At 38.2% G+C, this 13,689-nt stretch carries 13 protein-coding genes; 10 read left to right on the top strand and 3 right to left on the bottom strand.

Annotation, left to right across the window (positions count from 1 at the left end):
• The first annotated feature begins 100 nt into the window (after positions 1-100).
• On the top strand, positions 101-652 hold the full coding sequence (locus NOX80_RS06975) for a hypothetical protein (protein ID WP_256552589.1): 552 nt from the start codon (positions 101-103) through the stop codon (positions 650-652).
• Between the two features lie 63 nt (positions 653-715).
• Here the strand turns inward: NOX80_RS06975 and NOX80_RS06970 are convergent, their stop codons facing one another.
• On the bottom strand, positions 716-2,263 hold the full coding sequence (locus tag NOX80_RS06970; protein WP_256552588.1) for a T9SS-dependent choice-of-anchor J family protein: 1,548 nt from the start codon (positions 2,261-2,263) through the stop codon (positions 716-718).
• Between the two features lie 221 nt (positions 2,264-2,484).
• On the opposite strand from NOX80_RS06970, the gene NOX80_RS06965 reads away from it, so the two are divergent.
• The 8 genes from NOX80_RS06965 (at position 2,485) to NOX80_RS06930 (ending at position 8,550) form a co-directional block, all read left to right on the top strand.
• Positions 2,485-3,645 (top strand): 5-(carboxyamino)imidazole ribonucleotide synthase, encoded by a 1,161-nt coding sequence (locus NOX80_RS06965; RefSeq protein WP_256552587.1) that lies wholly within the window; start codon positions 2,485-2,487, stop codon positions 3,643-3,645.
• Positions 3,646-3,659: 14 nt separating this feature from the next.
• Positions 3,660-4,142: a 5-(carboxyamino)imidazole ribonucleotide mutase gene (gene purE, locus NOX80_RS06960; RefSeq protein ID WP_256552586.1), complete on the top strand. Its 483-nt coding sequence runs from the start codon at positions 3,660-3,662 to the stop codon at positions 4,140-4,142.
• A gap of 93 nt (positions 4,143-4,235) precedes the next feature.
• Positions 4,236-6,263 (top strand): M3 family metallopeptidase, encoded by a 2,028-nt coding sequence (locus tag NOX80_RS06955; protein ID WP_256552585.1) that lies wholly within the window; start codon positions 4,236-4,238, stop codon positions 6,261-6,263.
• 88 nt (positions 6,264-6,351) lie between these two features.
• Positions 6,352-6,855: a GbsR/MarR family transcriptional regulator gene (locus NOX80_RS06950; protein WP_256552584.1), complete on the top strand. Its 504-nt coding sequence runs from the start codon at positions 6,352-6,354 to the stop codon at positions 6,853-6,855.
• 57 nt (positions 6,856-6,912) lie between these two features.
• The gene (locus NOX80_RS06945) at positions 6,913-7,260 is read left to right on the top strand and encodes a hypothetical protein (protein ID WP_256552583.1); all 348 of its coding nucleotides are present in this window, start codon (positions 6,913-6,915) and stop codon (positions 7,258-7,260) included.
• Between the two features lie 15 nt (positions 7,261-7,275).
• The gene (locus tag NOX80_RS06940) at positions 7,276-7,662 is read left to right on the top strand and encodes a hypothetical protein (RefSeq protein WP_256552581.1); all 387 of its coding nucleotides are present in this window, start codon (positions 7,276-7,278) and stop codon (positions 7,660-7,662) included.
• A gap of 4 nt (positions 7,663-7,666) precedes the next feature.
• Positions 7,667-8,104 (top strand): hypothetical protein, encoded by a 438-nt coding sequence (locus tag NOX80_RS06935; RefSeq protein ID WP_256552580.1) that lies wholly within the window; start codon positions 7,667-7,669, stop codon positions 8,102-8,104.
• On the top strand, positions 8,101-8,550 hold the full coding sequence (locus NOX80_RS06930) for an SRPBCC family protein (RefSeq protein WP_256552579.1): 450 nt from the start codon (positions 8,101-8,103) through the stop codon (positions 8,548-8,550). Before NOX80_RS06935 ends, NOX80_RS06930 begins: the two co-directional genes overlap by 4 nt.
• Before the next feature lie 71 nt (positions 8,551-8,621).
• Here NOX80_RS06930 and NOX80_RS06925 read toward each other — a convergent pair whose 3' ends face one another.
• Entirely contained in the window at positions 8,622-9,572 is a 951-nt protein-coding gene (locus NOX80_RS06925) for a jacalin-like lectin (RefSeq protein WP_256552578.1), read from the bottom strand.
• Between the two features lie 231 nt (positions 9,573-9,803).
• Positions 9,804-10,619, bottom strand: coding sequence for a hypothetical protein (locus NOX80_RS06920; RefSeq protein WP_256552577.1), 816 nt, complete (start codon positions 10,617-10,619; stop codon positions 9,804-9,806).
• 192 nt (positions 10,620-10,811) lie between these two features.
• On the opposite strand from NOX80_RS06920, the gene gcvP reads away from it, so the two are divergent.
• Positions 10,812-13,661, top strand: coding sequence for an aminomethyl-transferring glycine dehydrogenase (gene gcvP / locus NOX80_RS06915; protein ID WP_256552576.1), 2,850 nt, complete (start codon positions 10,812-10,814; stop codon positions 13,659-13,661).
• Positions 13,662-13,689: the final 28 nt, after the last annotated feature.

The following is a 13,689-nucleotide window of genomic DNA, read 5'->3' as shown; positions in this document are numbered from 1 at the left end:
GGCAAAGATAACAATTGCCGTTGGACAATTGATAATTAACAATTAAGAATTATAAATTTTTAAATTAATTTGTATTTTCGATGATGATTTCAAGAAAAAAATGAATAAAATTTTATATAATAAAATTAGCATCAGTACTGCTCATCGGGCCAGCCGGGAAGAAAACACCGATTACATCATCCGCAACCCCGAATTATTTCAGGATTTGTTTATTGTAGCCACGACTCTTACGGACAAAAACCACCATAAAGCCTGTTGGATCATGGAATTAGTTCTGGAAAATCAACTTGATCTGCTTTTCCCGAAAAAAGATATTTTTTGTCAGATGTTAGGTCAGTATAATAGCGAAAGTGCTATCCGTTCCATATCCAAAATCGCGCTATTTCTGATACAACATCACACGCAAAAACAAAATCAATCTTCCGCATTGCTATCGGATCAAAATATCGAAAGCATTACCGAGGCTTGTTTCGACTGGCTTATCAATGACACAAAAGTAGCTTCAAAGGCTTATGCCATGCAAGCTTTGTATTTACTCGGCAAAAATACACCCTGGATTTATCCTGATTTAAAACAGATTTTATCTCAGGGATTTCCGGATCATTCTCCCGCCTATCAAAGTGTTGCCCGCAAGATTCTAAAGAAAATATAAGCTCCAAAATAAAAAACGACCCTTATTGCTAAGAGTCGTTTTTCCAGGATTAATTATCAAAAATTACTCTTTGATAATCTTAATTGTTTTTACAACATCACCTGCAAATACTTTTACCAGGTAGTTTCCGGCAGATAAGTTACTCATATCCACCTGAGCTTCTGAAAGGTTGATATTTTGAGACAATACTTTTTGTCCAAGTAAGTTATAAATTTCAACAGCCGAAATCGTTTCGTTATACGCCAGGTTCAACATATTTTTAACCGGGTTCGGATACGCTCTGAAATTACCTTTATCAAAAGTTGCCGTTGATAAAGCACTTGCCACAGTCACATCGTCAAGATTAAGACCTCTCGCCCAGTTTGAAGTTCCTTCAAAAGCAATATAATAAGTAGCGGACGGGCTTGGCAACGGTAAAGTTACCTGAGTCCATGCTGTATGCTCAGTAATATAATCACTTCCGATTTGTGTCCAGGCACCGTTAGCACTTGTTCTATAGTAAACACGTAATTCATCGATATCTCCGAACCAGTTTACGTTAGCATAGTAGAATGTTAATTGCGGACTTGTAACAGCTGTTAAATCTAACGGAGGCGAAACTAATTTTGTTTTATTTCCGGTTGTAGTAGTTCTGAATTCTGCCATTCTCGCACCTGTTCTCGGCGCAATAGAACTGTTTCCGTTTGCAGTTACATAAGCCCAGTTTGCTGTTCCGGAAACCGTCTGATTTGACCAGCAAGAAGGTATTGTGGCTGCATCAAATCCTTCCACAAAAGGGAATGCTGTTACCGACGCGCAAGTTGTTTTAAATGCTTTAGGTCCGGACCATGCGCTAAAAACACCACTTCCACAGTTTGCTCTTACATAATACTCATAATCTGTATTAGCAGACAAACCGGATAATGTTGTAGTTGTAGCTCCTGTAACCGGAGGTGCTGCTGTTCCTGACCCAGCAGTAAAACCAGGTGCTCCGTATTGTACTTCAAAGTTAGTCGTTCCGGAACCAGCTGTCCACGACAAGTCAGCAGTTACCGATGTAACATCAACAACCAACGGGTTTACAGGCGCCACACAACTTGGTAATGCAGTAACTTCAACATCATCAATATCAAAATAGAATTTATCTGTAGTAGTAGAATGAAACCCGATATAAATCGTTTGTCCTAGATAAGGCGTTAAATCGTACTGATATTTATAGAAAGAAGCACCACTCGCAGGAGCCACATTTGGATCAAGCGTAATAGTAAAATTGGCTGCAGCAGTTCCCGTAGTTGAAATTTTCACACTGATTGTTTCCGGATATAGCGGATCACGGCTTCTTCCCCAGAAAGTTAAGAAATCTGAAACACCTGCTGTAACTGTTACGGCTGGAGTGATCAAATAATCATCATGAGCAGCAGCTGAATATCGGATACACATAGCATTAGTTCCACTATGTGCGCTAATTTCGGCACTTGCAAAATTAACAATCTGCCAGGTCTGAGCAGTATCACCTCCGTTTATTACGGTCCAACCTGCCGGGGTTGTAGTACCTCCGTCAAAATTTTGCAAAAATTGTCCGTGACTGATAAACGGGACAAAAGCGAGCATTAAAAGTAGTTTTTTGATCATAATTTCAATCTTTTTACAATTAAACAAGCACACAATTTACAACATTAATATTTAATTAACAATTAAAATCAATATTTACAACGGTTTAATTTGATAAAGTTACAAAATGTACAATATGTTATTTTTAAGAAAAATACCACCAAAAAGCACAAAACAGAAAAACAAAAATTATAGATTGTGTTTTCTATTATGATAAGTATCTTTGCACAAACAACAACACAATGAATTATTTCTCTTCTGATTTTAAATTAGGGATACTTGGCGGCGGTCAATTAGGTAAAATGCTGCTGACCGAAACCCGAAAATTTGACATCCAAACGTATATTCTGGATCCGAGTGCTGAAGCGCCGTCACAATTTGGAGCTACCCTTTTTTTTCAAGGTGATCTGATGGACTACAACACTGTTTATCAATTCGGCAAAAACGTAGATCTTCTGACCATTGAAATTGAAAATGTAAATCTAGATGCATTAGATCAATTGGAACAAGAGGGTTTAAAAGTATATCCGTCTCCCAAAACACTTCGTCTGATCCAAAACAAAGGCAAACAAAAAGATTTTTATTCCGAACACAATATTCCGACAGCTCCTTATAAACGTTTCACCAATAAAGAAGCACTTATAACATCAGTTGAAAATAATACGACTACAATTCCGTTTGTCTGGAAAAGTGCTCAGTTCGGTTATGACGGAAACGGCGTAAAAATAATCCGAACACAGACTGATCTTATAACATTACCTGATACGGAATGTATTGCGGAACAAATGATTCCGTTTAAAAATGAATTGGCTGTGATTGTAACCCGTACACCTTCCGGAGCTATAAAAACGTATCCTGTTGTCGAAATGGAATTTCATCCGGAAGCGAATCAGGTAGAATACGTAATCTGTCCGGCTCGTATAGCTGAATCGGTTGCTCAAAAAGCCAGAGCTATTGCCTTACAGGTTTCCGAGAAATTCAATCACGTTGGCTTACTGGCTGTAGAAATGTTTCAAACCGAAGACGACAACATACTGGTTAATGAAGTCGCTCCAAGACCACACAATTCCGGGCATTATTCGATCGAAGCGAGTTATACATCCCAATTTGAACAACATATCCGTGCGATATTAGATCTTCCTTTAGGAAATACCGACAGTAAAGTTGCCGGTATCATGGTCAATCTGGTAGGCGAAGAAGGCTATTCCGGACCGGTTATTTATCAAAACATCGAAAAAATACTAGCCATAGACGGTGTGACACCACATATTTACGGAAAAAGAGAAACAAGACCTTTCCGAAAAATGGGACATGTTACTATTGTCAATGCAAACATAGACGAAGCACGTAAAATCGCCGAAGTAGTCAAAAACACCATAAAAGTAATTAGCGCTTCTAATTAAAAACACAACACACTATGAGCAAAGTAGCCATTATCATGGGTAGCATTTCGGATATGCCGGTAATGCAAGATGCCATTGCAATACTAAAAGAATTCGGAATTACTACAGAAGTCGACATTGTATCGGCACACCGTACACCTGAAAAATTATTTGATTTTAGCACAAATGCCCATAAAAGAGGTATCAATGTGATTATTGCAGGAGCCGGAGGAGCAGCACACTTACCCGGAATGGTCGCATCTATGTCACCACTCCCTGTAATCGGAGTTCCGGTTAAATCCAGTAATTCAATCGACGGTTGGGACAGCGTACTTTCCATATTACAAATGCCCGGAGGGGTTCCGGTGGCAACTGTAGCCCTAAACGGAGCCAAAAATGCCGGTATTTTGGCCGCTCAGATTATCGGTAGCCAGGACAATTCTGTTTTATCAAAAATAACCGACTATAAAGAAGGATTAAAACAAGCGGTTTTAAAAGCTTCGGAAGACCTGAAATAACATTCCGTTATCCGGATTTGGATTAAAAAAAGCTTATTTATACCTTGTCTTACCCGGACAGGGAATACCCATATTAAAGCTAATAAAACCATTATGAGCATTTTAACCGAAAAATTCAACACCAAATACAATACCGCGCCGTTTTCACAAATCAAAATTGAGGATTACGCGCCGGCTTTTACGACTAATATCGCAACAGCCCGAGCGGAAATTGATGCTATTATTAATAATCCGGAGTCTCCTACTTTCGAGAATACAATCGAAGCATTGGATTATGCCGGAGACACATTGGAACGCTTGTCTTCTATTTTTTTCAATTTGAATTCAGCAGAAACCAGTGACGAAATGCAGAAAATAGCGCAGGAAGTTTCTCCGCTTTTAACAGCATTCGGTAACGATATTACTTTAAATGCCGATTTATTCCAACGGGTAAAAGCGGTATACGAACAAATTGATCAATTAAATCTTACCACAGAACAACAAACGCTTTTAACTAAAAAGTACAAGGGTTTTTCCCGTAACGGAGCTTTGTTGGCTGACGATAAAAAGGAACGTTTACGTGAAATCGACACGGAACTGGCTAAATTATCATTGACTTTCGGTGAAAATGTTTTGGCTGAAACCAACGACTATCAATTGCATATTACGAACGAAAAAGACCTTGACGGTTTACCGGAAGGCACTATCGAAGCGGCACACGCTATTGCTAAAAGTCAGGATAAAGACGGTTGGATTTTCACACTCGATCATCCGAGCTATCTTCCTTTTGTAACCTATGCTCATAACCGCGAACTTCGCAAGGAAATTGCCATCGCATTCGGCCGAAAAGGATTTCAGAATAATGCATACGACAATCAGGAAATTGTAATTCGGATTGCCAATTTAAGACATGAAAGAGCCAACTTATTAGGTTATCCAACACATGCGCATTTTGTTTTAGAGGAGCGTATGGCTCAAAATCCGGAAAAAGTAACCGCTTTTTTAAATGACCTGCAATCAAAAGCCAAACCGGCTGCCGAAAGGGAGTTTGCTCAACTGACCAACTTTGCCAAAAAACTGGACAATATTGATCATTTGGAAAAATGGGACGGTTCCTATTATTCCGAAAAACTAAAACAAGAGCTTTTTAATCTGGATGATGAAAAACTAAAACCGTATTTTAAGTTAGAAAATGTCCTGAACGGCGCCTTTACTGTCGCACAAAAATTATTCGGAATTACCTTTACAGAAGTTTTCGACATTGACAAATACCACGAGGAAGTACAAACCTTTGAAGTAAAAGACAACAATAACGATCTTGTCGCAGTTTTTTATGCTGATTTTTTCCCGAGAAAAGGAAAACGCAACGGTGCCTGGATGACGTCTTTCAAACATCAATCCATTCAGAATGGTGTAAACGAAAGACCCCATGTATCAATAGTATGTAATTTTACGCGACCAACAACAACCAAACCGTCATTACTTACGTTTAACGAAGTTACAACCCTGTTCCATGAATTCGGCCATGCCTTACACGGTATGTTAGCCAATACCACTTATCCGAGCTTATCCGGAACAAGCGTATACTGGGATTTTGTAGAATTACCAAGTCAGGTAATGGAAAACTGGTGTTACGAACCGGAAGCATTGGCTTTGTTTGCTAAGCATTACCAAACCGGAGAAATCATCCCTATCGAATATGTAAACAAAATTAAAGAGAGTGCCAGTTTTCTGGAAGGAATGGCTACGTTACGTCAAATTAGTTTCGGTTTACTGGATATGGGTTGGCACGGACAGGATCCATCCGGAATCCGAGATGTAAAAACATTTGAAAACGAACAATTCGCATCGACTAAATTATTCCCTGATGTAGCCGAAAACGCAATGAGCACGGCTTTTTCACATATTTTTCAGGGCGGTTATTCTTCGGGATACTACAGTTACAAATGGGCGGAAGTATTGGATGCTGATGCTTTTGCTTATTTCCAGGAAAAAGGAATCTTCAACCCGGAAGTAGCAAAACTGTTTAAAGAGAATATATTATCACAAGGCGGAACGGATCATCCGATGACACTTTACAAAAAATTCAGAGGTCAGGAGCCAAAACCGGAAGCTTTATTAAAACGCGCCGGATTACTATAAAACAATAACCCGATTTATTTCGGGTTATTTATTAAAACAAACTTTCAATTATTTTTGAAAGTTTAGAAATTATATATACATTTGTGGTATGGAATTCAAAGAGGCAAAAAATAAATTCGTACAAACCTGGGGCGCATTGGGATCACAATGGGGCATCAACAAAACGATGGCTCAGATTCATGCACTATTAATGGTTTCCTCAGAACCCTTATCGATGGAAGACATCATGGAAGAATTACAGATTTCCAGAGGGAATGCCAGTATGAATTTAAGAGGTCTGATCGATTGGGGCATTGTTTATAAAGAATACAAAGCCGGTGAGCGAAAAGAGTTTTTTACTGCGGAAAAAGATCTGGACGAATTGGCTGTAAAAATTTCACAGGAAAGAAGTAAAAGAGAAATCAAACCCGCCTTAAAAATCCTAAAAGAGGTTTCGAATATTGATGATAACCGTTCTGCTGAAGCGAAGCATTTTATAGAACAAACCACCAAATTACACGACTTTGTTTTAAAAGCCGATAATGTACTGGATAAGATTACCGAATACAAAGACAACTGGCTAACCAAACTGGTTATCAAAATCATGAAATAAAAAAAATTTAAACAAAAGTTTCATTTTTTTCTGAAAGTTTAATAAAATCAATAAGTAATGAATTATAATATCATCGCCTACCTTATATTCCTGAGCCTTATGATTTTTATCATCTTTAGAATCGGGAAAATCTGCTACCGAAACGGAAATATTTTTGTTGCCACTTTACTTCCGGGTCATATCGAGCTTTGCCAACGAATCAACAAACTATTACTAATCGGATATTATTTAATCAATATCGGATATTGTGCTGTAACGATAGCCAACTGGCAAACGATTCTTTCTATTCAAATACTAATAGAAGTACTCACCTATAAAGCCGCCATCATACTTTTTATGCTAGCCGTTTTACACTATGCCAATCTTTTTATCATTAAAAATTATGTTCAGAAATTAATTCAATAACTAAACTATATCATTATGGAAACTACCAAAACACTTATCGGTTATGCCATTTATTTACCAATAGCACTTTTTCTCACTTATTATGTTTCAAAAACACTCTTTAAAAACAGCAAGATTTATATGCTGGACATTTTTAAGGGAAGAGAAGAAATCGCTACCGCTACCAACAAATTATTTGAAACCGGATTTTATCTTCTTAATCTGGGCTTTGCTCTGATGATATTAGAAATGAATATTTATAACGACACCTACCAAAACCTCATCGAAGCATTGAGTTATAAAATAGGCGGCTTTGCGATCTACCTCGGATTAATGCTTTTTCTAAATCTCTATTTCTTTTTCAGAGGAAAACGAAAAGCAAGAACCGTTACACAGGAAGAAAAAATAATCTTTAAAGCTTAATATCATGATAACCAAAATTCCGGACTGGCTGATTATTATAGCAGGAATCGGGCAGATTTTTACCGCAATGATTTATCCTTACATCCGACATCAGGTTTTTGATTGGTACAATGATGTAAAAAAACTAAAACCGCTCAATCAGGAAATTGCCAAAACGTATGGCAGATATATCCAGGGATTAAATTTTTCTTTCGGATTGATTGCTATTTTCTTATACGATGATCTGCAACAAAACACACGCCTTGCATTGGCTCTTACCGCATTGATCGCTGCTTACTGGACCGGAAAAGTGGCTACACAAATCGCTTACTATCCGATGTACAGTATTCCGCAGCAATGGCATTTTAAAATCGGAAGCTACTTTATGAATGCCTTGTTTTTATTATTTGCCACTGTATTCACCGGATTATTGATCATTAAATTAAAAATCCTTTTTACATGACCTCATTAACAATAATCACACGTATAAAAGCGCCGTCAAAAATTGTTTTCGATGTATCCCGGAATATTGAAATTCATCAACTTTCCGTTGCTCATACGAATGAAAAGGCAATAGCCGGCACCACATCCGGACTCATCGGTCTAAATGAAACCGTTACCTTTCGCGGAAAACATTTTGGTATTTATCTGACACATCAAAGTCAAATTACGGAAATGTCCGCACCGGATTATTTTACAGATGAGATGATAAAAGGTCATTTTAGCTTTTTCAGACATGAACACATTTTTGAGATTCAGGAGGATGCCACAATAATGACTGATAAGATACAATACAAAGTGCCTTTTGGTAGTATCGGAAAACTATTTGATTTTTTTATCCTCAAAAGATATTTACGCACAATGATCCGAAAACGGAACAAACTGTTGAAGTACATCGCTGAAAATTAAATTTCGATTATTCATAAAAAAAACCACGAACATAATTCGTGGTTTTCACATTAACTTAGCTGACACTTATATTAACGTACCGGTGTTTTTTCGTAAAACACATAGTCGTTTTTCTCTGTTTTATATTTCAGCAATTCCGGCATTTGAGTCGCCAATTCTCCTGTAAGATCATAGTGATTCAGGATATTTTGATAATCTGTCACGGCAATAACCGCATAACTTAATAATGTATTCGGATACATCCAGTACACTCCGTCTGATCCTTTCATTACAGCACCGTCAACCAGTAATACTCCAACCATACCTTTTTCGATCGTTACTTCTTTCGATTGTTGGTTGATCAACTGAGTAGACAATTCTTTTTTAATTGTAGTTAGCTGCGTATTTACATATTTGATTTCAGTAGAAAAAGCCACTTTCGCATAATATTCTGCTTCTACGCTGGCATTATATTGCTGACTTAACATTGTCTCCGTTACATTTTCATAACTATCCGATGTTTTAGACGTAGACTCAGTATATTCTTTTAAGATTGTTCCCTGTGGTGTAAAACCAACAACAAACTGTCCTCTTTTTTCAACCAATGATGAAGGCTCATAATTTTCAACATACGTGATTTTTAACTGGTCTACTCGGGTACCTGATTTTCCGCCGATAGCGACTACACGGATATTATCAAGAGTGGTTTCACTTCCGCCACCGCCACCGCCACCGATGGTTCTACCCTTGTTTGTTGTTAACATTAATTTATCGATACGCTCCCCTGAACGGATTACTACTTTACTGATATACTCATCCGAACTTAAAATAAGTGCTCCGGCATCACCGCCACCGCCACCGCCGTGTTTGTTTCCGTTAATTGTAATAGAGTCTACTTCTTTTCCGCAATATAATCCGATTGACTGGATATAATCTGCGGCAAATTCAGAACCTCCGGTTCCACCGAAAGTTTTAATCACCATTCCCTGTGATACTACTTCTAATTCCATAATGTATAAAGATTTGGTTGCATACTTACTCATAGGCTTTTCAGTTTCCGCCCCGCCATTTTAGTGTTTCGGTTCACTTTGTTTCGATTTAACAATTCCAAAGCTATTACGATAAACCCGAGAAAAACAGCGTGATTTCCCCCAAAAATCAAAACAGGTAAAATAATTTCAACGTAGGTTTTTTCTTTAAAAACTTTTTAAAGTCCATAAAAACAGATGAGCCTACAGGGTAAGTCATCAATATCTATTGCTCTTATGAAAAGATTATCGCAGTAACAAAACCAGCAGCCACCAGAAAACGGGAATGCTTTCGACCCAGAAAGAAGTATAATAATCCGAGCGTTTCGGACTAGAAAAAAGTGTAAAAAGTGCAATTACAATTATCAGTATCAAATTGATCCACAACTGTATGATCTGAAAATCACTTTTAAAAAATTCCAGTAAATAAAACGGGATCAATAAAAATAAATTCAGCCATTTCGTTCGCTGTACGCCCAATCGCTGCGGAACTGTTTGCAGCGCAACATTATCCTGTTTTAAGTCAATAATTTCAAAAATAAGGATCAATATTATTACCAATAGAAATCGTTGAAAAAACTTCAGGAAAACGTCCGGTGAAAAATCCAGTCCGGCATTTAAGACCGGCAAAAACATCGTGATTCCGGCCCAGCAAAATGCGACGATATATATTTTCACACCGGCCCAGTTTCGCGCATTTCCGAGCTTCGGAAAAACCGGCAGCGTATAAAGCAATGTCAAACCTAAAAAGGCCAATGCCAATACTTGTGTTTGCCGTTGTAATAAAAGAAAACTATACAATGTTCCGCCGAGTGCAATCGCACTTAAGACTACAATTGCTTTTAACTGCCGACTCATTTTCAACTTTTTAGCACGAGCTAAAGCGTCATATTTCACAAAATTATAACCTACAATCGTTCCGCAAAATGCAAATAACGACATCGGTCCGTCAAAAGGAATATGAAAAAAATGAAAGGTCATTTGTACCAGTGCAAATACGGCAACGGCAACATGGATACTTCCGTTTATATAAAAATCAAGTAATTTCTTGAGTAGTTGCATACTTACAAAAATAATCAATATGTTAATAACATTTAAATTTGGTTGAAAATTCAACAAAAAATGGAGTTAAAAAAGAATTTTATTAAGAGATTAATAGTTATTTTTGTTCGCTTAAAACACAACTTAACGACAGTTTGATTTATTTCACGTTAAGAGAATATCAAACGTTTATAAACAGGACATTAAGAACTGATGAAAACAGACGCATTTGCTTTACGACATTTAGGTCCAAGAGAGAGCGACCTTCCGCACATGTTCCAAACCATTGGGGTGAAAGACATGGATCAATTATTGTATGAAACATTTCCGGACGGAATCCGTTTAAAAAATGATTTACAACTGGACCCGGCCTTAACTGAATATGAATATTTAACGCATATCCAACAACTGGGTGCCCAAAACAAAGTATTCAAATCGTATATCGGATTGGGTTATCACCCGGCTATCGTACCTCCGGTTGTTCAACGTAATATTTTTGAAAATCCGGGATGGTATACCGCTTATACACCGTATCAGGCTGAAATCGCGCAAGGACGTTTAGAAGCTCTTTTAAATTATCAGACTACGGTTATTGAATTAACCGGAATGGAAATTGCCAATGCTTCTTTACTTGACGAAAGTACCGCAGCTGCTGAAGCTATGGCTTTACTTTTTGATGTAAGAACCAGAGATCAGAAAAAAAATAACGTTAATAAATTCTTTGTTTCCGAAGAAATTTTACCGCAAACTTTATCGGTATTAGAAACGCGCTCTACTCCTATCGGAATTGAGTTAGTTGTAGGAAATCATGAAACATTTGATTTTTCAGATGACTTCTTCGGTGCTATTTTACAATACCCTGGCAAACACGGACAAGTTTACGATTATGCCGGTTTTATCAATACGGCTAAATCGAAAGAAATAAAAGTAGCTGTTGCTGCCGATATCTTAAGCCTTGTAAAATTAACTTCTCCGGGAGAATTAGGAGCTGATGTGGTTGTAGGAACTACACAACGTTTCGGAATTCCAATGGGATTTGGCGGACCTCACGCAGCTTTCTTTGCAACAAAAGAAGAATACAAACGCAGTATGCCGGGACGTATTATCGGAGTTTCACAAGACACAAACGGTAACCGCGCTTTACGTATGGCTTTACAAACACGTGAGCAACATATCAAACGTGAAAAAGCAACATCAAACATTTGTACGGCTCAGGTATTATTAGCTGTTATGGCCGGTATGTATGCCGTATATCACGGTCCGAAAGGATTACAATATATTGCTGATAAAGTACATGCTTCAGCTGTAACAACAACCAATGCCTTAGCTAAAATCGGTGTTTCTCAAATCAACTCGGCTTTCTTCGATACGATTACTGTAAAAGCAGATGCTGCAAAAGTAAAAGCAGTTGCAGAAAGAAACGAAGTAAACTTCTACTATATCGACAACGATACCATTTCGATTTCATTTAACGAAACAACTTCCTTAAACGACATCAACCAGATCGTAGCTATTTTTGCTGAGGTTGCCGGAAAAGAAACCGTTGTAGTAACGAATTTAGACCAAAGCACTCATATTCAGGAAAAACTAGTTAGAACATCAACGTTTTTACAACATGATGTATTCAACAGTCATCATTCTGAAACCGCTTTAATGCGTTATATCAAAAAATTAGAGCGAAAAGATTTAGCATTAAATCATTCTATGATTTCTTTAGGATCATGTACGATGAAACTAAATGCTGCTGCAGAAATGTTACCTTTAAGCATGGCTAACTGGAACAGCATCCACCCTTTTGCTCCGGCTAACCAGACAGAAGGTTATCTTACCATGCTTAAAAAACTGGAAGAACAATTAAACGTTGTAACCGGTTTTGCAGGTACCTCTTTACAACCTAATTCAGGTGCTCAGGGTGAATATGCCGGCTTAATGGCAATTCGCGCTTATCATATCTCCCGAGGAGAAGGACATCGTAATGTATGTTTAATCCCGTCATCGGCTCACGGAACCAACCCGGCTTCTGCTGCTATGGCCGGAATGGACATCATCGTTACTAAAACAACTCCGGAAGGAAACATTGATGTTGAAGATTTAAGAGCGAAAGCAATTCAGCATAAAGACAATTTATCTTGTTTAATGGTTACTTATCCGTCTACACACGGTGTATATGAAAGTTCTATTATCGAGATCACAAAACTGATCCACGAAAACGGTGGTCAGGTATACATGGATGGTGCTAATATGAATGCTCAGGTAGGTTTGACAAATCCTGCTACAATCGGAGCTGACGTTTGTCACCTGAACTTACACAAAACATTTGCAATTCCTCACGGAGGAGGAGGACCTGGTGTTGGACCGATTTGTGTGGCTTCGCACTTAGTTCCGTTCCTTCCGACGAATCCTGTAGTAGCTACCGGTGGTGATCAGGCGATCTCTGCGATCTCTGCAGCACCATACGGATCGGCATTAGTATGTTTAATCTCTTATGGTTACATTACGATGTTAGGCGCTGAAGGTTTAAAACAGGCAACGCAACATGCGATCTTAAACGCCAACTATATGAAAGCGCGTTTAGAAGTACACTTCCCGATTCTATACACAGGCGAATGCGGACGTGCTGCTCACGAAATGATCGTAGACTGTCGTTCTTTCAAACAAAACGGAATTGAAGTAACCGATATCGCTAAGCGTTTGATGGATTACGGTTTCCACGCTCCTACAGTTTCTTTCCCGGTTGCCGGAACGTTAATGATCGAACCGACCGAAAGTGAGAATCTTGAAGAACTGGATCGTTTCTGTGATGCTATGATTTCGATTCGTAAAGAAATTGAAAATGCTACTGCTGATGATACTAACAACGTATTGAAAAATGCACCGCATACATTAGCTATGTTAACTGCTGACAGATGGGATTTCCCTTATTCAAGAGAGAAAGCAGCTTATCCGTTGGAGTACATTGCTGAAAATAAATTCTGGCCTTCTGTTCGTCGTGTTGATGACGCTTTCGGAGACCGTAACTTAGTTTGTTCTTGTGCGCCGATCGAGGCTTATATGGAACACTAAAATAAACACCTAAGAGAGCCGCAATAAA

Origin of the sequence: Flavobacterium cerinum (genome assembly GCF_024496085.1) — a bacterium.
Classification (GTDB): domain Bacteria; phylum Bacteroidota; class Bacteroidia; order Flavobacteriales; family Flavobacteriaceae; genus Flavobacterium; species Flavobacterium cerinum_A.
The sequence above is the reverse complement of the archived record's forward strand: the minus strand, read 5'-3'. Positions and strand labels throughout refer to the sequence as shown.